Origin of the sequence: Methanosphaera sp. WGK6 (genome assembly GCF_001729965.1) — an archaeon.
Lineage (GTDB): Archaea > Methanobacteriota > Methanobacteria > Methanobacteriales > Methanobacteriaceae > Methanosphaera.
The window spans coordinates 132,144-154,076 of sequence record NZ_JRWK01000005.1 but is presented as its reverse complement, the minus strand read 5'-3'; the positions used below and the strand labels follow the sequence as shown (position 1 = coordinate 154,076).

General features: G+C 30.2%; 16 protein-coding genes. 12 read left to right on the top strand and 4 right to left on the bottom strand.

Features of this window, described 5'->3' with window-relative positions; translation table 11 throughout:
* From NL43_RS04110 to NL43_RS04085, 6 genes are all read left to right on the top strand, one after another.
* On the top strand, positions 1 to 796 hold a 796-nt coding region (locus NL43_RS04110), incomplete at its 5' end, for a methyltransferase MtaB domain-containing protein (protein ID WP_305791258.1).
* 66 nt (positions 797 to 862) lie between these two features.
* Positions 863 to 1,696, top strand: coding sequence for a methanol--corrinoid protein MtaC (mtaC, locus tag NL43_RS04105; protein WP_069592774.1), 834 nt, complete (start codon positions 863 to 865; stop codon positions 1,694 to 1,696).
* 620 nt (positions 1,697 to 2,316) lie between these two features.
* Entirely contained in the window at positions 2,317 to 3,702 is a 1,386-nt protein-coding gene (locus tag NL43_RS04100; RefSeq protein WP_084790398.1) for a methyltransferase MtaB domain-containing protein, read from the top strand.
* A 21-nt stretch (positions 3,703 to 3,723) separates the two neighbouring features.
* Positions 3,724 to 4,578 carry a methanol--corrinoid protein MtaC gene (mtaC, locus tag NL43_RS04095; RefSeq protein ID WP_069592772.1) on the top strand — a complete coding sequence of 285 codons (855 nt, stop codon included), beginning with the start codon at positions 3,724 to 3,726 and terminating at the stop codon, positions 4,576 to 4,578.
* A 316-nt stretch (positions 4,579 to 4,894) separates the two neighbouring features.
* Positions 4,895 to 6,538, top strand: a complete 1,644-nt coding sequence (locus NL43_RS04090) for a methylamine methyltransferase corrinoid protein reductive activase (protein WP_069592771.1) — start codon at positions 4,895 to 4,897, stop codon at positions 6,536 to 6,538.
* Positions 6,539 to 6,620: 82 nt separating this feature from the next.
* Positions 6,621 to 7,406 carry an HAD family hydrolase gene (locus NL43_RS04085; protein ID WP_069592770.1) on the top strand — a complete coding sequence of 262 codons (786 nt, stop codon included), beginning with the start codon at positions 6,621 to 6,623 and terminating at the stop codon, positions 7,404 to 7,406.
* Between the two features lie 2 nt (positions 7,407 to 7,408).
* On the opposite strand, the gene NL43_RS04080 is transcribed toward NL43_RS04085, so the two are convergent.
* Complete coding sequence (locus NL43_RS04080) at positions 7,409 to 8,251, bottom strand: MoxR family ATPase (protein ID WP_069592769.1); 843 nt, start codon at positions 8,249 to 8,251, stop codon at positions 7,409 to 7,411.
* Positions 8,252 to 8,261: 10 nt separating this feature from the next.
* Positions 8,262 to 9,365 carry a DUF362 domain-containing protein gene (locus NL43_RS04075; protein ID WP_069592768.1) on the bottom strand — a complete coding sequence of 368 codons (1,104 nt, stop codon included), beginning with the start codon at positions 9,363 to 9,365 and terminating at the stop codon, positions 8,262 to 8,264.
* A 287-nt stretch (positions 9,366 to 9,652) separates the two neighbouring features.
* Between NL43_RS04075 and NL43_RS04070 the strand changes: the two genes are divergently transcribed.
* The 4 genes from NL43_RS04070 to NL43_RS04055 are packed head-to-tail and all read left to right on the top strand — an operon-like array spanning position 9,653 to position 13,537.
* Positions 9,653 to 10,081: a PadR family transcriptional regulator gene (locus tag NL43_RS04070; RefSeq protein ID WP_069592767.1), complete on the top strand. Its 429-nt coding sequence runs from the start codon at positions 9,653 to 9,655 to the stop codon at positions 10,079 to 10,081.
* Entirely contained in the window at positions 10,082 to 11,158 is a 1,077-nt protein-coding gene (locus NL43_RS04065; RefSeq protein ID WP_069592766.1) for an ATP-binding cassette domain-containing protein, read from the top strand.
* The gene (locus tag NL43_RS04060; protein ID WP_069592765.1) at positions 11,148 to 12,272 is read left to right on the top strand and encodes an ABC transporter permease; all 1,125 of its coding nucleotides are present in this window, start codon (positions 11,148 to 11,150) and stop codon (positions 12,270 to 12,272) included. Before NL43_RS04065 ends, NL43_RS04060 begins: the two co-directional genes overlap by 11 nt.
* Positions 12,273 to 12,295: 23 nt before the next feature.
* Positions 12,296 to 13,537, top strand: coding sequence for a PQQ-binding-like beta-propeller repeat protein (locus NL43_RS04055; RefSeq protein ID WP_069592764.1), 1,242 nt, complete (start codon positions 12,296 to 12,298; stop codon positions 13,535 to 13,537).
* Between the two features lie 267 nt (positions 13,538 to 13,804).
* On the opposite strand, the gene albA is transcribed toward NL43_RS04055, so the two are convergent.
* Both albA and NL43_RS04045 read right to left on the bottom strand, forming a co-directional pair.
* A complete protein-coding gene (gene albA, locus NL43_RS04050; protein ID WP_069592763.1) occupies positions 13,805 to 14,077 on the bottom strand; it encodes a DNA-binding protein Alba in 273 nt (90 codons plus the stop codon).
* Positions 14,078 to 14,190: 113 nt separating this feature from the next.
* Positions 14,191 to 15,690, bottom strand: coding sequence for a 2-isopropylmalate synthase (locus tag NL43_RS04045; RefSeq protein WP_069592762.1), 1,500 nt, complete (start codon positions 15,688 to 15,690; stop codon positions 14,191 to 14,193).
* A 415-nt stretch (positions 15,691 to 16,105) separates the two neighbouring features.
* Between NL43_RS04045 and polC the strand changes: the two genes are divergently transcribed.
* Both polC and nrdD read left to right on the top strand, forming a co-directional pair.
* Positions 16,106 to 19,462, top strand: a complete 3,357-nt coding sequence (gene polC, locus NL43_RS04040) for a DNA polymerase II large subunit (protein WP_069592761.1) — start codon at positions 16,106 to 16,108, stop codon at positions 19,460 to 19,462.
* 155 nt (positions 19,463 to 19,617) lie between these two features.
* Complete coding sequence (gene nrdD, locus NL43_RS04035) at positions 19,618 to 21,930, top strand: anaerobic ribonucleoside-triphosphate reductase (protein WP_069592760.1); 2,313 nt, start codon at positions 19,618 to 19,620, stop codon at positions 21,928 to 21,930.
* The last annotated feature ends 3 nt before the right edge of the window (positions 21,931 to 21,933 follow it).

Here is a 21,933-nt window from a genome sequence, read left to right as displayed (position 1 = left end):
CATGTGGACAAAAATTGTAGACATAGCAAAAAGAAACAATGTAACTCCTGGTGGAGACACAGACTGTGCACAAGCAAACACTGCTATGTTCCTTGCTGGTGGATTAACCAGTAAAAATGTATCACACACAATTGCAGCAGTAGCAAGAGCAATTGCAGGTGCAAGAAGTTTAGTAGCAATTGAATGCGGAGCAACAGGACCTACAAAAGACTGTGGATACGAAAACCCTATAGTAAAAGCAATCGCATCCGTACCAATCTGTGCAGAAGGTAAAAACGCAACATGTGCTCACTCAGATTTAATGGGTAACTTAGCTGCAGGTGTATGTGATGTATGGAGTAACGAATCCGTATACAACAGAGAAGAAATGGGTGGACCAACTCCTGGTGTATGGTTACAATCCTTAGGTTACGAATGTGCTTTAATGAACACCGCAACACAAATTGGAACCAACAAAGAATTAAGAGACACATATGTATTAGCAGATAAATACAGAGACCCTCAAGGTGTAATATTAGCTTACGATAACGCATACAAAATCGGTGAAGCAATCACAGCAGAAGGAGAAGATATTTACCTCAGAGCAAGAGCAGCAGGTCTTAAAGCAATGGAATTAATCAACGAAGCAGTTGAAGAAAAACGTATCTTATTAACAAGATTCGAAAGAGACACTCTTGATTCCACACAAAAAACATACGAACAATTACCAGATGATCAAGCTAAATTCGTAAAAACTTGTATCAAACGTTACGGAAGAAAAGTAAAAGAACACGACCCATCACAATACGAATTATAAATGTAACAGGTAGTGTAGTAAATTAAACAAATATAATTTAAATTAATTAAAAGGATGTGTGTAAAAATGGTTAGCCCTTTAGAAAAATATTATGACAAATTTGAAGACTATGAAAAAATAGCAATCAGATACAACGTAAAAATAGAAGGTCCAGCTCTCAAACCTGAAGACGACCCAGAAGTAGTAGAAATCTTACCAGCAGAAGAAGGAATAAAAAGAACACTAGCTTTAGATGTATTATACGGTGACAAAGATAAATGTGACGCAGACACTGAAAAAGCTCTTGAAGCAGGTGAAGACCCAATTGATCTCATTAACAATGCTTTAATGAAAGGTATGGATGGTGTAAGTGCATTATACACCAAAGGTGAATTCTTCTTACCTGATTTAATGCTTGCAGGAGATGCAATGATGAGTGGAGTAGCTCTTTGTGAAGCAAAACTCGGACACAAAGCAGATGCAAAAGCAAAAGTAGTAACTTGTGCAGTAGAAGGAGACCCTCACGACATTGGTAAAAACCTCATTGTAATGTTCTTAAACGCAAACGGATACGAACCAATAGACCTTGGTCGTGATGTACCTAACACAGAAGTAGTAAAAGCAGTACAAGAACATGAACCAGCATTAGTAACTGCAACAGCTTTAATGACAACAACCATGACAGCATTTGGTAAAATCATAGCATTAATGCAAGAAGCAGGACTAGACACACCTATAGGATGTGGAGGAGGAGCAGTACGTCGTGACTTCGTAGAAGAAAGTCCACAAACATTCTATGGTGTAGAAGCATACCACGTACCAAAACTCGCAGATGCAATTGTAGATGATGGTAAAACCTGGGAAGACATCAGAAACGAATACGCTGACATAGTTGGAGAATACGTAGCAGCATACTCCTAAGTTGGATGTTTTTTGAGTAATAATTTAATTTATTACTTATTTTTCTTTTTTTAAAATTAGTGATTTTTTTATATTTTTGTGGGTGCTGAATATTTTTTTGTGTTCTATGTTATTTTTTTTAAGTTAAATTTTATATTTTTTGCAATATTTTCTAATAATTAGTTTTAATTTAATAATATTGAAATTAATAATTTATCGTAATCTTTTTAAATATTTCTTTATTAAAAGTAATACTATCTTTATTTTTGCAATATTTCTAAAAATTAATTCAAGTCTATTAGTCTTTAAATTACTAGTTTTTGTAATCTTATTAAATAGGTTTATTTAACTTATAATTATTATTTTTTTAAACATAATTAATTTAATTAAATTATATTATAACTTGGCTTTAATGATAATTTTTAAAAGCTATTTTTATAAAAATAAATAAAAAGCATCTCTTTTAAGAATTTGATTGATATTATAACCTTTTTATATGTGTAGTTATAAAATGTATTAATTGTAAGTATTAACTTAATAAAAATTCAGAATATTATTGTTAATACAAAATATATTTAAAATAATTATGTGGGTATAAGACAAGAATATATAATTTATATGATTGGTGAAATTAAATGTCAATGAAATATATTACAAAAATGGAAACTGAATCAGTAAATGATTTAGTATTTGGAAAAGCAAAACACCCTTCAGAATATGGGTTTGGTGTAAAATTAGGAGTAGGTGAAGTAGTACCTAACATTAAAGTAGCACCTGCTGAAGGATCAGAAACAAGTGTAGAAGGTATGGTTGGTACTTGTAAAAACATTGCATTCTCTGCATGTGACCGTGGAGCTGCAATAGGATTACCTACAGTACAAATCGAACAAGAACACGTAGCTCAACAAACAAAAAGTCGTGAAATTTCCGAAAAAACAACAGCAGTACAAGTTGAATTATTAGAAGAAATGCATGACAAATACGGAACAAAAACCGCTTTAATGTCAACAGTAGCAGATATTCGTGAAGAAGATATGGGTGGATTAAGAGGTTCTGACTTTGATGTAATGATGGATGAATCATTCGAAGCATGTGCAGAAAATGGTGCATCAATCTTATGTGTAGAAACCATTGGTGGAAAAGTAGTATCAGACTACGGTATATCAAGAGGAGATATCCGTGCAATCTTATACGGTATTGGTTTATTAGGTTCTATCGATATGGAATACATGTGGACAAAAATTGTAGATGTAGCAAGTAAATACAGCTACTGTGTACCTGGTGGAGACACAGACTGTGCACAAGCAAACACTGCTATGTTCCTTGCTGGTGGATTAACCAGTAAAAACGTATCACACTCCTTAGCAGCAATAGCAAGAGCAATTGCAGGTGCAAGAAGTATTGTAGCAGCAGAATGTGGAGCAGAAGGACCTACAAAAGACTGTGGATACGAAAACCCTATAGTAAAAGCAGTAGCAGGTATACCTATCTGTGCAGAAGGTAAAAACGCAACATGTGCTCACTCAGACTTAATGGGTAACTTAGCATGTGCAACAGTAGATGCATGGAGTAACGAATCTGTATACAACAGAGAAGAAATGGGTGGACCAACTCCTGGTGTATGGTTACAATCTTTAGGTTACGAATGTGCTTTAATGAACACCGCAACCAAAATGCATAAAGAAAACGATTTAAGAGATATGTACACATTAGCAGATAAATACCGAGACCCTCAAAGTTTAGTACTTGCATATGATAATGCTTACAGAATTGGTGAAGCAATAGTAGCAGATGCTGAAGATATTTATCTCAGAGCAAGAGCTGCAGCATTAACAGCATGTGATATAATCAATGAAGCAGTAGATGAAAAACGTATGTACTTAACAAGATTTGAAAGAGACAGTTTAGACTCTGCTCAAAAAACAATTGAACAATTACCAGAGGATCAAGGTAAATTTGCAAAAACTTGTATTAAACGTTACGGAAGAAAAGTAAAAGAACATGATCCATCACAATATGAATTATAATTAAGATAGGAAGTGTAAATTATGTCTGAAAGTCCATTAGAACAATACTATGATTTAATATTCGATTCTGAAGAAGAAAACGGATATGAAGATATCGCTATAAGATACAATGTAAAAATAGAAGGTCCAGCTCTCAAACCTGAAGACGACCCAGAAGTAGCAGAAATCTTACCAGCAGAAGAAGGAATAAAAAGAACATTAGCTTTATCCGTATTATATGGTGACAAAGATACTTGTGACGAAGATACTAAAAAAGCTCTTGAAGCAGGCGAAGACCCAATTGATCTCATTAACAATGCTTTAATGAAAGGTATGGATGGTGTAAGTGCATTATACACCAAAGGTGAATTCTTCTTACCTGATTTAATGCTTGCAGGAGATGCAATGATGAGTGGAGTAGCTCTTTGTGAAGCAAAACTCGGACACAAATCCGATACAAAAGCACCTGTAATGACCTTTGCTGTAGAAGGAGACCCTCACGACATTGGTAAAAACCTCATTGTAATGTTCTTAAACGCAAACGGATACGAAGCAATCGACCTCGGTCGTGACGTACCAACAACAGAAGTAGTAAAACAAGCACAAGAAAAACAACCAGTTCTCATGACTGCTACTGCATTAATGACAACAACCATGACAGCATTTGGTAAAATCGTAGCTGCTCTCCAAGAAGCAGGAATCGATACACCTGTTGGATGTGGTGGAGGAGCTGTACGTCGTGACTTCGTAGAAGAAAGTCCACAAACATTCTACGGTGTAGAAGCATACCACGTACCAAAACTCGCAGATGCAATTGTAGATGATGGTAAAACCTGGGAAGATATCAGAAACGAATACTCTGACATTGTTGGAGAATACGTAGCAGCATACTCCTAGGATTCTTGTCATTATTAATCCATAATAGTTTTAAAATTGTTTTAGCAAGGAATAAAATAAGAAATCCTCTTTTCTTATTTTACTATTTTTTTTAATTTAATCAATACTCTTTTTTACACAGAATTTAATTTAAATTAGTTCTTTTTTTAATAAATCTCTATTTTCATAAGATATTTATCTAGTTTTTTTAAAAATTCTAATTATCTTTATATCTAAAAAGATACCATAATATAGTATAAGTAAAAGTTAGAACATACTAAAACTATTACTATTTAATAATCTATAGAGTTTTTCTATATATTTAGAGGATGATAAAATGGTAGAAGAATATGCAATAGCAATGGATATAGGTACAAGTGGTGTAAGAGCACAAGCTATTAATGTAGAAGATAATAGTACTATATCTACAACAGTTACATTAAGACATCCAATTCCTGGAGCTAATGTAATGGATCATTTACATTTTGCTGTAAATGTGGGATTAGAACAAGCACATCAACTTATAATGGAAGCTGTAAATAAAGTAGTTGATCAACTGGGTGTTGATAAATCAAAAATAACAAGATTTGCTGTTTGTGGAAACCCTATTCAATTATCTTTATTTCAAAACATTGAAATACGTGATTTAGCATTTTGGGGAACAAATGCAGTTGAAAGAATGAATATTACACCTCCAAAAAGAAATGCTCAAATTATAAAACCTGCAGATATTGATTTAGATATTAATCCTGATGCTGAAGTATACATACCTCCAGCAATTAAACATGAAATCGGTGCAGATGCACTAGCTATGCTAGTCAAATCTGATGTAATTAACAAAGAAGGAATTTATCTTGTATCAGATTTTGGAACAAATGCAGAAATCGCATTAGTAATTGATGGTGAAATATTCTCATGCTCTGCAGCTGCAGGACCTGCAATGGAAGGTCAAGCAATTGAATGTGGTATGCTAGCATCACCAGGAGCAATATCTGATGTAACACCTGATGGTACAAATTGGAGAAATGAAGTACTAAATAATGATTTAAAAGTAGAAAGTTGTGATTTAATAGATGTAACAACTGGAGAAGTAATAGAACCTAGGGAAACAGATACACAAGCTAAGGGTATAACAGGTACTGGTGTAATATCTGCATATAGTTTAGGTACTGAACAAGATATTATTTCAATTCCTGAAATTAAAACAGAAGATCATAAAATTAACTTACAAGATAATGTATATTTATCTGAAAAGGATTTAACAGAAATTGGTAAGGCATTAGGTGCATTTAGAGCAGCACACATCACATTATGTGTTGAAGCAGATATAACTCTTGATGATATTGATGCAGTATATATGGCAGGAGCTTCTGGATTTTATGTTGATCCATTAAAATCATTAACAGTTGGTCAAATTCCTGCATGTTCATGGGATATTTATCAAATTGGTAATACATCATTATCCATGGCAAGAGATATAGTGGAGAATCCTGACTTACTTCAAGAATTACAAGAGGTTGCTGATGGTATGAGAGGAAATCATATTACATTAGCTACATCTGAAGTATTTGAGAAGATATATGGATTAGAATTAGCAGTATGTGAACAAAACATGCCTCTATGGAAATATGATGAATGGTTAGAAATGTATGGATATGGAAATTTACCTGAAGTAGAAGAAGATCCAGAGATACATAGAATGTTTGAAAGTGATATTCCTGATTTAGGTGAAAATGGATTATCAATCATTGAAGAAGTAGGTACAAAACTTGAAGCTAAAATTGATGGATGTATTAATTGTATGAAATGTGTAAATGAATGTCCAGAAAGTGCTTTAGCTATGGATGATAGAGTAGCAACTATACGTTCTGACTTCTGTAATGGAAGTGCATGTCTCAGATGTGAAAGAATTTGTCCTGAAAAAGTGTTCCTTTATGAAAAAGTAGCATATATTGAAGGAATTGATGCAAAAAGTTTATAATAATCTTCTCTCTTTTTATTTTTTTTATCTTATTATTTCTTACAACTCAAAAATCAATTAATTAATTTTTGGAGAATATTCAATGAAATCACTAGTTTTTGATAATGCAGGTACAATTCTTCAACGAGTAACTGTATTAAAAGATATGTCTAATAATAAATTCTTATTTGAAACAAATACTATAGGTATTGTTAATGAAAAAAAAGGTAGAATAATTGTTGTATTACAAACACCTACAAAAGATCTTATTAAACAATCAGGAAAAATTTATAATTATTTAAAAGATTATCCTGAAGACTTTGAGATAAGTTATTCACAGAAAAATGTGACAAAAGAAGAAGTAATTCAATCAATTGCACAGGATGATACTTCTTTTGGTGATTTAAAGGACTCTGCAAAATGTTTAATAGAAAAATATAATATTGAAATTTGCAGTGGTTCTGCATTAATAATTAATATTCTTGAACATAAAATTGAATATGTATTTACTGCTGGTGGATTATTTTTTAAAGATACACTAAATGTTATAAATTTTCTAAAAAAAGAGGACATTAATATTTACATTGCTTCTGGTGATAATAAACAGTCACTTGATAGAATAGCTTCTATTTTAAACATACCTTATGAAAATATTTACGATACTATGGATAGTAAGGGTAAAGAAAAAATAGTTAAAAATTTACAAGATAAAGGACATTTTGTTTATATGGTGGGTAATAATACTAATGACCAATTAGCAATAAAACAAGCAAATATTGGAATATTAACTCTAGAACAAAAAGAAATGTTACCTGAAAGTTTATTAAAATTACCTGATTATAAAATTAGCAGTATTGGAGAAATAATAACTATACTAAAAAAGAAGTAAAATTAAAGTTTATTCAAAACTTCATTTATAATTCTTTCTTTATCTTCTTCATTTTTAGCAATAACATTTAATGTATTTTCTAAAGCTTCACGTGTTGGTGGAATTTGATTTAATGCAATTAATGATTCAACCCAGTCAACGGTAGCTCTTATTGATGGTTTTTTAGATAAATCTAATTTTCTTATTTTTTGTGTTTTTTCAACAACTTCTTTAACTAATCCTGGTGGTCCAAGAGGTACTCTTTTTTGAATAATATCTACTTCACGATCATAGTCTGGATAATCTATGTATAAATATAAACATCGATCCTTGGTTTCATCAAGTAATGTACGTTGTGCATTAGATGTAAGTACAACAATTAAATCATTTTTAAGATCAAATGTATCTAAATCATTTACTGTTATTTGTTTTTCACCTAGTGCTTGTAGTAAAAAACTTTCTAATTCTTCATCTGCCTTATCAATTTCATCAATTAATAGAACTGATGGTTTATCATTACTAAAAGCTGTAAGAAGTGGTCTTTGTATGAAAAATTCATCAGAAAATATAGTCATATCTTCATTGTTATTTCTAGCCATTTCTAAGTATAATAATTGTTTTTGATAGTTCCATTCTCCAACAACTTGTTCAAATGTTATTCCTTCATAACATTGTATTCTGAAGAAATCTCTATTGAAACTATCAGCTATTGTTTTAGCAAGTTCTGTTTTTCCAGTACCTGGAGGTCCTTCGATTAATATTGGTTTTTTCAATGTAAAAGCTAGAAATAAAGTGGTATTGATTTGATCATTAGAAATATAATTATGTTGTTCTAACTTTTCATTAATTTCTGTTATTTCTTTCATGTTATCACATTTATATTTTAATTAATTTATATTCTTTAGTTCCTATGTTGATTTTTTCAGCATGTTTAATTTGTTGTAATCCATCAATATTTCTCCACACTCCTTTAAATTTATCTTCTCCCGGAGCATGGTTTTTAGTTAATGCTGAATCAATAATTCCTATTTGATTATTTATTAAATCATAACTTGCCTGATCTATAGCTACAGGGTCATAACTTGCAAGAATACCTATGTCATTAACAATAGGTCTATCACTAAATGGGTTGCAATCACAATCAGGAGCAATATTGGTTAAAAAGTTAATGTATAATATTTTTTCTTTCTTATTTTTAATAGCACCATATGCATATTCTACAATGGCTTCAATAAATTCATCAGATTTTATTTTATTAAGTTTTATTGCATTTTTAGGGCATTCTCCAACACAATCATTACAACCTATACATTTATCATAATTTATATGTGCTATGGAGTCTACTGTTATTGCATTTTCAGGACATGCTGCAATACATACGTTACATGCAAGACAGGCTATTTTTGAAATAAATGGTGCTACAATTTTATGTTGATCAATTTTTCCTTCTCTAGATGCACATCCCATTGCAAGATTCTTTATTGCTCCACCAAATCCTGCTAGTGTATGTCCTTTTACGTGTGATATAACAATCATTGCATCACTATCATAGATATCTCTTGCAATATTTACTTTTTGAAATATATTTTGATTTATGTCTACTTCAATATTATTTGTTCCATTCAATCCATCTGCAATTATCACGGGTGCATTTATAACGGAGTATGTAAATCCATGTCTTGTTGCAGTTTCTAGGTGATCAATACTATTGTCTCTATATGCATGATATAATGTATTTGTGTCAGTAATAAATGGTTTTGCTTTTTTTTCTTTTATTGAATCAACTATTTGTCTTATGTATGTTGGTTGGATGTATGATGTATTTCCTCTTTCTCCAAAGTGGGTTTTTATAGCTATTTTTTCATTTTCTTTTATTTTGTTATTGAATTGTGTTTCATCATATAGTCTTTGTAATTTCTGAATCATGCTGTTTTTTGCATTTTCAGATTTCATATCAGTAAAATATACTTCACTTGTCATAGTTTTATCCTATTTTATTTTTTATTATTATTTTTTAGTTTAAATTATATGTATTTAATGTAAGTGGATGTTGTGATTTTTTATGGGTATGTTATATGAAAAATTATATATATAATTTCATACATAAGTTGTTTTGTAAGTTTATTTCATGTATATTTTTTTACATAGTATATCGAAAAATTATATGTATAATTTTATACATAATATATTTTGTACTTTTAAAAATAGTATAATAAAAAAAATTATTGTTATTAAATTAATAATTAAGAATAACTGAGGACGATAAAATGTCAGATAATGATATTCCATGTAATGATGAAATAGTGCCTGATATGAAATTCCTTAATTCATTAATTAAGGGAGCACGTAATATTTTCATATTATGGTTAATTAGTCGAGAAAAATTACATGGTTATGGTTTAATGTCTAAGATTAATGAATTATCTTCAGATTTGCCTGGAGATAAAACTGTACATAGCAGTACAATTTATCCATTATTACATAAACTAGAAAAAGATGGTTTAATAACAAGTTCTCAAGAACTTAATGGAAATCATAAAGTTAAAGTATATGAGATAACAGAAGATGGTCTTCAGATGTTAAACTCAATAAAATATTTTATCAAACAAAAACGTGAAGATAATGATTTAGTATTATTTTTTAAAGATATGATACTCAATGATAAAGTATTTACACAAAATTTGGGGGACGAATAGATGAAATATGCAATAGAAACACATGATTTAGTTAAAGTCTATGATAATGGTTTTAAAGCAGTAGATAATCTTGATCTATTCATTGAAGATAAAACAATTGGTGGAATATTAGGACCAAATGGTGCTGGTAAAACAACAACAATAAAAATGCTAACTTGTCTTCTTCCAAAAACAAGTGGAGAAGCAAAAGTAGCAGGATTTGACATTACTGCACAACCTGATAATGTAAGAAGTAAAATAGGTATGGTACCACAACAAGTAAGTTTATATAAAGATTTAACAGTACGTGAAAATGTTGAATTATGTGCTGACTTCTATAATGTAAATCAAAAAACCAAAGATAAAAAAATTGATGATTTACTAGAACTAGTAGATATAAGTTATGCTCAAAATAAATTTATAAGTCAATTATCTGGAGGTATGCAACAAAAAACATCCGTAGTTGCAAGTTTAGTACATAATCCTGATTTATTATTCTTGGATGAACCAACAGTAGGATTAGATCCTACAACTAAGAGAATATTATGGGATTTAATGGTAGAATTAAATGAAACAGGACACACTGTAATATTATGTTCACATGACATGTACGAAGTTGATAAAATTTGTGATAGTATTAATATTATAGATTCTGGAAAAGTTGTAGCTAACAACACACCTCAAGGACTCAAAGATGATTTACTACGAAATAGAGAAGAAAATAATCAATCTATTAGAAATATGATCTTAGATCTTGAAAAAGAAAATAATCCTGAAAATCAAGAAGAAATAAGTCAACTAAGAGCATCACTCACCGATGAAAATGAAGAAATCACAGTAATGGTATCAAACATAACTGATGAAATGATTACAGAATTAAGTGATTTGGATGTTGTAGAACATGCTGAACATATGGGAAATGGAAGAATAAATATAAATCTTAAACGTTCAGAAACATCAGTAAATCATGTAATAACTTCCATATTAAGTAATGGTGGTAATATTGCATCTATACAAACTAAAGATCCAACTTTAGAAGATGTATTTGTATCAATCACAGCTAAAAAAAGAAAGGAGATAAAAAAAGATGGAAATTAATAAAATAAAATGGTTAATAAAAAAAGATCTCCTTAAATTATGGAGACATAAAATTCAATTAGCATCTTTAATTATATTTCCTATACTCATGATTGCATTATGTGGATGGGGTATGGGTGGAACAGTTGAAAATACACCAGTAGTTGTAGTTAAACAATCTAGTGGTGACATAACTGATCAAGTAATCAATGCATTAAAAGAAGATAATACGTATGATATTAAAGAAATAATGACAAATCCAGATGATGCAAAAGAAGCAGTTGATGATGGAAAATATAAGGCAGCCATAATATTATCAAGTGATTTCGAAGAAAATTCTAATAGAAATGCTGTATTATACATAGACTCATCTGATCAACTTGTAACTCAGACATTAGTTCCAACAACCCAAAAGATATTTGCATCATTATCTGAACAAATAGGAATGCAACAAGTTGATGCAAACACAACAACTAGTACATTAACCACTACAACACAAGCAATCAAACTTCAAGTAAATAGAATATATGGAGAAATAGATTATATCGACTTCCTACTACCAGGAGTACTTGCAATGACAATGTTCATGTCTTCTATGATGACTATGGGTAGTTCAATTGCAGGAGAACGTGAACGAGGAGAATTAGCTCGTTTATTCATGACTCCAACAAACATATCTACAGTATTATCCGGAAAAATATTATCTCAAGTAGTTACAGAAATGATAAGAGCTATAATATTAATAGTTTCAGCTACATTACTATTTAGTGTTATAATTAAAGGTAATTTCTTCTTATTATTATTAGTAATTTTAATATCTGTATTATGTTTTGTAGGATTTGGTATGATGTTTTCAGCTACAGCAAAAACACAAGAAGATTATATTCAAATGGTTATGCCTATAGCAATGCCAATGATGTTTATTTCAGGAGTATTTTTCCCAACTGAAACAATGCCATGGGTATTACAAAAATTAGCAGCTATATTACCATTATCTTATGCAAATGATGCATTAAGAGGGGTAATGTTACAAGGTGCTGGAATAGGTTCTATAGCAATTGATTTATTAGTATTATTACTCTTCACACTAATATTCTTTGCAGTAGGAGTAATAAGATTTAATAGGGATATTTAATCTTTTAAGAGGTGTTATAAAATATGAAAAATAATATGAAAAAAGTAGGAATAGTTCTTGTAATACTATGTATTTTTATGGGAAGTTTATCTTCAATATCTGCAGTAGATTGGACAATGTATCAAGGTAATACAAGACATACAGGTTATGTACAACAAGACACATCATTCTCTACACAAGCATGGTCTGTAAAATTAGATGGTGAAATAACAGTAACTCCAGTATTATATGGAAATCATATTTATATTGGAACACATGAAGGAACATTATACTCATTAGATGCTCAAGATGGTAATGAAACATGGACCTTCGATACTGAAGGTGCAATAGAATCAAGTCCAGCAGTATCTGGAGATACAGTTTACTTTGGTTCTGATGATGGATATTTATATTCAAATAATGCAAATTCAGGTACAAATAATTGGAAATTTAAAGCAGGAGATTCTGTAAAATCATCACCAACACTTGATTCAGAAAAAGTGTATTTTGGTAGTGATGATGGATCAATATATGCTTTAAATAAGGATGATGGTTCTGTAGTATGGCAATATAAAACAGATGATTCTATAGAATCATCACCAGTAATTGATGGTGATACATTATATGTTGGTTCTGATGATGATAAAATCTATGCATTAGATATAAATGATGGTTCTGTTAAATGGACATATAATACAGGGGATGATGTAAAATCATCTCCAGCAGTAGCTGATGGAAATGTTTATGTCGGTTCTGATGATAATCAAGTATATGCATTAAATAAAGATAATGGTGAAGAAGTATGGACATATAATGCTGGTTCAGAAGTATCTTCATCAGCATCAATTGATGAAAGACAATCTACATTGTACATAGGAACTGATGATGGGGATATGTATGCATTAGATTTAAGAGATGGACTTAAAAAATGGGAAGTAAATGTAGGTGGTTCTATAAATGGAACACCAACTATATTTGGAACAAATGTTGCAGTAGGTTCTTCTTCAGGAACTATGCATATTTATAATAAATTCACAGGAAATTCTGTATGGAGTTATAATCCAGGTTATATTCCTAATATAAGTGGAAGTATCTCAGCTTCACCAACAACAAGTGGTGGATCATTGTTCATGGCATCTGAAGATGGAAATGTATATTCACTAGATACTAATCAACAAATAGGACCTACAAGTATTTATGCATATTATATAGTAGCAGTAATTATTGTTGCTGGATGTGTAATATATAGTCTTAAAAGATGGGGATTTAATAGAAAGAACGATTAATTTCATTCTTTATCTTTTTTTTAAAATTTTATTATTTATTTAAAAGTAGTATTATTTATCTATATTTAAATTTAGTTTTCAGAAATATTTATTTTTTTTAAATTATTGATTCTCTGTAAATAGCTAAAATTTATTAATATATGGTAGTATTCATCTAATAAATTAATATTTAGTTACTTTTTATAAAAATAGTTTTTTTTGAAGGTTATTTAAAAAAATAATAAACAAAAAATATGTATTTTTTGTTTTAAATGATTATAGTTTTATTTATTTGCTTAATCTAATTTCAATTGCAGAAACATTAGATGAAGTTCCTTCATTTCCAACAATTTCTTCAGTACTTATTGAAATGTTTTGAACATCTACATCTGATATAAATCTGTTTCTTACAATTTCAGCAACATCTACAGCTCTACTTATAGCTCGACCTCTTGCTTTTAATATTACTTCGGTTACTCCACTGTTCATTTGTGTTACTACAGCTAATACATAGTTCATTACTGGTTTATTTCCAATGTATACAATATTTTCTTCTGGCATTTTTGTCTTTCTCCTTATAAATTAAACTATAATGATATAGTTTAATCTTTATTTATATTATTTAATCTATTTAATATTATCTATATGATACTTATTTAATTATTTTTTTTGTTTTATTCTCTAAGCATTAAAATTTTGTTTACAGAACTAATTATAGCATCAATACTTGCCTTTACAATGTCTTCATCAGTAGCTCTACCAGTAGCTTTATTGTTATTTTCATCTGTTGAAATAACGAAAACTTCTGCAAGTGCATTTGTTCCACCAGTGATTGCTTCAATATGATATTCTTCAAGATGAATGTCTACTATTTCTCCAACAAGGCTTTGTATTGCTTTAAGTGATGCATCTACTGGTCCTACTCCTGTTTCTGCATGATTTTTAACGGTTCCATCAATATCTAATTTTACAGTTGCTGTTGGTAGGGTGTTATCTCCAGTCATTACACTTATACCAAGTAATTTAATTCTTTCTTGAGTAGGTTTTCCTTGAATAGCTTCAGCTACTGATCTAAAATCAAGGTCTGTAATGGTTTTTCCTGCATCACCAAGTGCTTTAACTTTTTTAAATAGTTCATCAAATTGATTTTTATTTAGGTTAATATTGTATTCTTCAAGTTTTGCTTCTATAGCATTTGCACCAGTTAGTTTTCCAAGAACAATTCTTCTTTTATGTCCAACTTCTTCTGGGTTTAAAGCTTCATAAGTTTCACTATTTGCTAAAATACCTTGTACATGTATACCTGCTTCATGAGCAAATGCATTTTCGCCAACTATTGCTTTGTTTGGTGGCATTTTAACTCCTGTAATTCTTGAAACAGTTTCTGAAGTATTTACAAGTAATTTACTATTAATGTTTGTATTTATGTTATAACATTTATGTAGTGACATTACTATTTCTTCAAGTGATGCATTTCCTGCTCTTTCACCAAGACCATTTATTGTACATTGGGCTTGTTTAGCACCAGCTTCAATTGCTGCTAATGTGTTTGCCACAGCTAATCCAAAGTCATTATGGCAGTGTACACTAATTGGAACATTAATTTTTTCATTAATTTTTGTAATTAATTCATTCATTTTAATTGGGATGGTTACGCCAACAGTATCAGGAACATTAATTTTATCAACTTTTGCTTCTTGTACTGCACTAAATACTTCTAATAAATAATCGATTTCTGTTCTTGTTGAGTCTTCACAAGAAAATTCTGCAGTTATGCCATGATCTTTAATATATTCAACAGCAGTTACTGCTTTGTCTAATATTTCTTCTTTAGACATTTTAAGCTTGTAATCCCTATGGAGTGGGGATGTTCCGATGAATGTGTGAATGTAATCTGCATCAGAATCAATTGCTTTATCAATATCTTGTGGTAATGCTCTTGCAAGTCCACTGATTTGAGCATTAAATCCTATTTTTGCTGCTTCTTTGAATGTTCGTTGTTCACCGGGTGATGCTGCAGGAAAACCCAATTCGATAACATCAACGCCAAGTTTGTCTAATTTTTCTGCTATTGTTATTTTTTCATCAGTTGTTATCGTAACACCAGGTGTTTGTTCTCCATCTCTTAGGGTGGTGTCATAAATCATAACATCTGATGGTGGGTTATAAGTCATCTTATTTTCACTCCTTTATTTTTTATAATTTATATTTTTGTTATTATTTTATATAATCTTAACTAATAATCTTTTTTTATAAATACTAATTTAAATTGAATTAATCATCTATTTTAGTGATAATATTGTTATTAAAACTATTTTAATGATTATTTAATTATTTTTTTATAATTAATTTAATATTTATTTTATTTTAATGTTATATTATAAGTTAAGGGTTTATTTTCATATTTTATCATATATACTACTTTTTTTATAGAATGTATTATTCTTTGAAATTATAATAACAAAATTCTATTAATTATAAAATTAATAATATATATAATATGAATTTAGAATATTGAAATTCGAAAATATTAAAATTACAATTAATTATTATTTTTTCATAATTTAATTTTGTAGGAGGTTATATCTAATGGATTATTTTGAAATGCTTGAAGAAAAAACAGAAGAATTATATGATATTGCAAGAGAAGCACGTAAACAGGGGAAAGATTTGGAATTAGTTCCTGAAATTCCACTTGCAAAGGACTTGGCAGAACGTGTAGAAGGGCTTGTAGGTCCAGAAGGTGTTGCAAAAAGAATAAAAAAACTAGAAGAAACAATGTCAAGGGAAGAAGTTGCATTTCAAATAGCTAAAGAAATAGCAACTAGAGATGATGTTGAAGGACAAGAAAATAATTATGAGGTCCAAGAAGAAAATGCAGACAGTGCAATACGTACAGCTTTGGCTATACTAACTGAAGGAGTAGTGGCTGCACCACTTGAAGGTATTGCTAAAGTAAAAATTAAAGATAATTCTGATGGTACTAAGTGCTTTGGTGTTTATTTTGCAGGACCAATTCGTAGTGCAGGAGGTACTGCTGCAGCATTAAGTGTATTACTTGGTGATTATATTCGTATGGCTCAAGGTTTAGATAGATATAAACCTACTGATGATGAAATTGAAAGATATGTTGAAGAAGTAGAACTTTATGAATCTGAAGTTACAAACCTACAATATTCTCCAACTCCTGAAGAAGTAAGAAAAGCAGTTAGAGGAATTCCGGTTGAAGTAACTGGAGAACAAACAGATCCTGTTGAAGTTCAAAATAGGGATTTACCTCGTGTGGAAACAAATAACCTAAGAGGTGGAGCATTACTAGCTATTGCAGAAGGTGTTATTCAAAAATCACGAAAAATACTTAAATATGCTCATACTCTTAAAATTGATGGTTGGGATTGGTTAGAATATTTCACAGCACCTAAAACAGATAAAAAAGAAGAAAAAGAAGATAAGAAAGAAGAAACTGAAGAAAAACCTAAGAAAAAAGCAAAATACATGGAAGATATCATTGGTGGAAGACCTGTAATGTCTTATCCTGGTGCTAAAGGTGGTTTTAGATTACGTTATGGTAGAACAAGAGATAGTGGTCTAGCATCAATGGCAATACATCCAGCAACAATGGAAATTGTGGAATTTCTAGCAATAGGGACACAAATGAAAATTGAAAAACCTGGAAAAGGTAATTGTGTAGTTCCATGTGATTCTGTTGAGGGACCTATTGTTAAATTAAAAAATGGTGATGTTGTTCAAGTAGATAATGTATCTCAGGCAATATCAATACGTAAAGATGTAATTGAAATTTTATTCCTTGGAGATATGCTTGTTGCATTTGGTGAATATTTAAGAGGTAATATTCCATTGGATGTGTCTTGTTGGTGTGAAGAATGGTGGGCTCAGGAAATTGAAGCTTCGGATTACTTTAAAGAAACACATGATGATTTTGGAATAGAATTTAAGGAAGAAATGGAATTGGATGAGTTATTAAAATTAGAAATTGATTCTAAAAAAGCATTTGAAATATCCAAAAAAACAAATACTCCTTTACATCCTAAATATACTTATTACTATCATGATTTAACTAAAACAGAATTAAATGACTTGCATGATTATTTATATTCTATTGTTGAAAGTCCTGATGCAGTATTTAATGTAGATATGAATCGTATACCTGTAGATTATCATAAGAGGTTATTAGAAGTACTGGGAATACCTCATCATGTTAATAATAATTCTTTAATAATGTCAAATGATGATTTATTTACTTTAACGACAGTATTAAATAAACATTTATCTCCTGATGATGATATGACTTCACTAGATGCAATAAATATTATTAGTCCTTGTGTAATTAAGGCAAAAGCACCAACATATATTGGTGGAAGAGTAGGTCGTCCTGAAAAAACAAAAGAACGTTTAATGAGACCTGCACCTCATTCCTTATTCCCAATTGGTAATTATGCTGGAAATATTCGTAACATATCTGAAGCTGCAAAAAAAGGAACAATAAAAGTAACACTTGCTAAGTGTAAATGTACTAATCCTGATTGTAAAGTAACTTCATTTAAATCATTATGTCCAGTATGTGGTTCAAGAACAGAATTAGAAAGTTCAGGACCTAAAAATATAAAACTAGGTAAATTACTTGCAGATGCATTTAATAATGTTAATGTTCGTAGAATGGATGAAGTAAAAGGGGTAAAAGGATTAATATCTGAAGATAAATATCCAGAACCTCTGGAAAAAGGAATCTTACGTGCACGTAATGGTGTATTTACATATAGGGATGGAACAATAAGGCATGATTCAACGGATCTTCCATTAACACACTTTATTCCTCGTGAAATAGGAGTACCTTATGAAAAAATAATTGAATTAGGATATACTGAAGATATTTATGGTAATCCTATTACTGATGATAATCAGATTATTGAGATAAAAATCCAAGATATAGTAGTTAGTGAAAGTTGTGGTGATTATTTATTAAAAGTTTCTAAATTTATTGATGATTTACTTGTTAAATATTATAATATGGAACCATTTTACAATGCTGAAGATAGACTTGATTTGGTTGGACAATTAATAGCAGGTTTAGCACCCCATACTTCTGCAGGAGTATTGGGAAGAATTGTTGGATATACAAAAGCATCAGGATGTTATGCTCATCCTTATTTCCATTCAGCAAAAAGACGTAATTGTGATAGTGATGAAGATGCAGTTATGTTATTATTAGATGCATTACTTAACTTTGGAAAAACCTATTTACCAAGTACTAGAGGTGGAAGTATGGATGCACCATTGGTTTTAAGTATTCGTATTGATCCTGAAGAAATTGATGATGAATCACATAATATTGATTGTATGAAAAGAATTCCTCTTGAAATTTATCATAAAACCGAAGAGGGAGGGGTAAAACCATCCGATGTTAATGATTTGGTAGATAATGTTGAATCAAGATTAGGTACTGATGCTCAATATAAAGGATTAATATATTCTCATCCAACTAGTTCGATACATGCCGGACCAAAAATTTGTTTATACAAGTCATTACAGACAATGACTGATAAAGTTGAAAGTCAAATTGCACTTGCAGAATTACTCAGGGCAGTGGATCAAAAAGGTGTTGTAGAAGGTGTTTTAAATTCTCACTTCTTACCTGACATGGCAGGAAATATTAGAGCTTTTTCAAGACAAAAAGTAAGATGTACTAAATGTGGAGCTAAATATAGAAGAATTCCTTTATCAGGAGAGTGTGAATGTGGTAATAACTTAATATTAAGTATTTCCAAAGGTTCTGTTCTAAAGTATCTTGACATATCTAAGGATTTATCTCATAGATATCCAATAAATCCTTATGTAGTGGAACGTATAGAAATATTGGAGACTTCTATTAACTCCTTATTTGAAAGTGACAAATCTAAACAAAGTTCGTTAGATATATTTTTCTAACCTATTTTACTTTTTTTTAAATAATTCTTTTTCTAAAAACATACATTATAGTTCGTCTAAATAAATACTACTTTTTTCAAAAAAACCTAATTTTTATATACTAATATAATTAAATTATTAAATAACACAGTAATCATAAAAGGTGTGAATGAATAATGAATGATCCACAAACCATACAAGACACATATAATCTTAATGAAATATATGTAATAAAAAATGATGGAATAAAAGAAAAATTCAGCTACGAAAAACTTATACGTTCATGTATAATGATTAATATTCCTTTAGGACTAGCAGAAAAAATAGCACATAAAGTATCCAAAGAAGTACATGATGATATAACAACAAAAGAAATTAAAAATTTAATATATGAATTACTTAAAAAAGAAAACAGTAAATTAGCAGATAAATACTATAATACAAACACGTTACGTGTAAGAACAGGTAGAGATACTATAGAATCATTTGATAAATCACGAATAACAAATACATTAATTCAAGAAACACAAACAACGCCCAAACTTGCAGATAAAATTGCAACAGAAGTTTACAAAGAACTCAAAAGATTACAATTAGATTACTTAACAGCACCAATAATACGAGAAATGGTTAATACAAAATTAACTGAAAATGGACTAGAATCATTAAGAAGAAAATATACAAGACTAGGGATGCCTGTATATAATATAACAAACTTAATAGAATCTGGAAATAAAGATAATGCTAATATGATGCATAATCCTGAAACAATACATAAATATGTTGCAGATGAATCATTAAAACAATATACTCTGCTAAATATACTACCACATAATCTTGCAGATGCACATATGAATGGTACAGTTCATATTCATGATTTAGAATTCTTTGCAGGAAGACCAATTAATTGTTTACAACATGATTTAAGACAATTCATAAGATTTGGATTAAAAGTAGATGGAACAGGGGATCATACAAGTGTAGCTGCACCACCAAATCATATAGAAACTTTAATGAATCATTCTGGTGAAATAATGCTAGCTGCTCAACAAAATATGAGTGGTGGGCAAGCAATGAGTTTGTGGAATGTCTTTGTAGCACCATTTGCAGTAGGATTACCTTATGAAAAAATAAAACAAGCAGTTGAAATGTTAATATTCAATTTAAATATGGCATATGCAGCAAGAGGAGGACAAGTACCATTTACGAGTATAGGACTAGAATTCACAGTACCTGACTTCCTTAAAAATGAACCAGCATATGGACCTGGAGGTAAAGTTGTAGGAGTATATGGGGATTATGAAAAAGAGGTAAGATTAATACAAAAAGCATTCACAGAAGCACTTATAAAAGGAGATGCAGAAGGAAAACCACACCTTTTCCCTAATACTATTTATTACTTAAGAAAAGAATGTTTAACACCTGAATTCACAGAAGATATAGAAAGAGTACATTTCTTATCAGCAAAATTTGGAACAGCATATTTCATAAATATGTTACCAAAATACATGGGAAATATGGCAAATTATATGGGATGTCGAACAAGATTATCTGATAATTGGACTGGCGACTGGGAAAAAGACTGTTTAAGAACAGGAAATCTTGCCTATGTGACTATGAATCTTCCAAGAATAGGTTACAATGCAAGAGATGAAAATGAAATTTTTGATTACTTGGATGACTATATGAACATAGTAGAAGAAGTACTTTTACTAAGAAGGGAAAGAGCATTAAGATGTCTTAATGACTATAAAATTCTACCTTTCCTAACACAAAAAATGGATGAAGATCCATATTATCAAATAGATAACAGTACATTATCATTTGGTTTTGTAGGACTAAATGAAATGCTCATGGCACAAACAGGGGCAGGATTAGAAGATGCAGATTCTAATAATTTAGGATTAAAAGTAGTACAATATATAAATGATAGGGCAAATCAACTTAAAAAAGATACTGGATTAAGATGGGGTGTAATTCAAACACCTGCAGAAAGTACAGCATATAGATTTGCTACTCTTGATCGTGAAAAATTCCCAGATAGGGTAATATGTAATGGTGATAGTAATGCATCATATTACACAAATAGTAGTCATGTACCTGTAGATACAACATTAAGTTTACCAGAAAAAATAAGAATAGAATCAAAATATCATCCAATAACACAAGGAGGACATATATTCCATGCATTTATGGGAGAATCATATAGTGATCCTGATAGTTTAATGAGTCTTACTGATAAAATAACTCATAAAACTGATATTGGTTTCTGGGCATATAGTAGTGCTTTAAGTTTCTGTATAAAATGTAAAACATTAATGAAAGGATTACAAACAACATGTACTCATTGTGGTGAAACAAAAGAAGTAGAATGGTATGATAGAATTACAGGTTATGTTCAACAAGTAGGTCATGCACAAAGTGCTTCTGGTGGATGGAATGCAGGTAAAAAACAAGAATTATTAGATAGAAAAAGATGGGAACAATAAATT

What these genes read in the sequence shown, in the direction of transcription:
- mtaC (WP_069592774.1), top strand. Translation starts at nt 863, where the DNA reads ATGGTTAGCCCTTTAGAAAAATATTATGACAAATTTGAAGACTATGAA.
- NL43_RS04100 (WP_084790398.1), top strand. Translation starts at nt 2,317, where the DNA reads ATGAAATATATTACAAAAATGGAAACTGAATCAGTAAATGATTTAGTA.
- mtaC (WP_069592772.1), top strand. Translation starts at nt 3,724, where the DNA reads ATGTCTGAAAGTCCATTAGAACAATACTATGATTTAATATTCGATTCT.
- NL43_RS04090 (WP_069592771.1), top strand. Translation starts at nt 4,895, where the DNA reads ATGGTAGAAGAATATGCAATAGCAATGGATATAGGTACAAGTGGTGTA.
- NL43_RS04085 (WP_069592770.1), top strand. Translation starts at nt 6,621, where the DNA reads ATGAAATCACTAGTTTTTGATAATGCAGGTACAATTCTTCAACGAGTA.
- NL43_RS04080 (WP_069592769.1), bottom strand. Translation starts at nt 8,251, where the DNA reads ATGAAAGAAATAACAGAAATTAATGAAAAGTTAGAACAACATAATTAT.
- NL43_RS04075 (WP_069592768.1), bottom strand. Translation starts at nt 9,365, where the DNA reads ATGACAAGTGAAGTATATTTTACTGATATGAAATCTGAAAATGCAAAA.
- NL43_RS04070 (WP_069592767.1), top strand. Translation starts at nt 9,653, where the DNA reads ATGTCAGATAATGATATTCCATGTAATGATGAAATAGTGCCTGATATG.
- NL43_RS04065 (WP_069592766.1), top strand. Translation starts at nt 10,082, where the DNA reads ATGAAATATGCAATAGAAACACATGATTTAGTTAAAGTCTATGATAAT.
- NL43_RS04060 (WP_069592765.1), top strand. Translation starts at nt 11,148, where the DNA reads ATGGAAATTAATAAAATAAAATGGTTAATAAAAAAAGATCTCCTTAAA.
- NL43_RS04055 (WP_069592764.1), top strand. Translation starts at nt 12,296, where the DNA reads ATGAAAAATAATATGAAAAAAGTAGGAATAGTTCTTGTAATACTATGT.
- albA (WP_069592763.1), bottom strand. Translation starts at nt 14,077, where the DNA reads ATGCCAGAAGAAAATATTGTATACATTGGAAATAAACCAGTAATGAAC.
- NL43_RS04045 (WP_069592762.1), bottom strand. Translation starts at nt 15,690, where the DNA reads ATGACTTATAACCCACCATCAGATGTTATGATTTATGACACCACCCTA.
- polC (WP_069592761.1), top strand. Translation starts at nt 16,106, where the DNA reads ATGGATTATTTTGAAATGCTTGAAGAAAAAACAGAAGAATTATATGAT.
- nrdD (WP_069592760.1), top strand. Translation starts at nt 19,618, where the DNA reads ATGAATGATCCACAAACCATACAAGACACATATAATCTTAATGAAATA.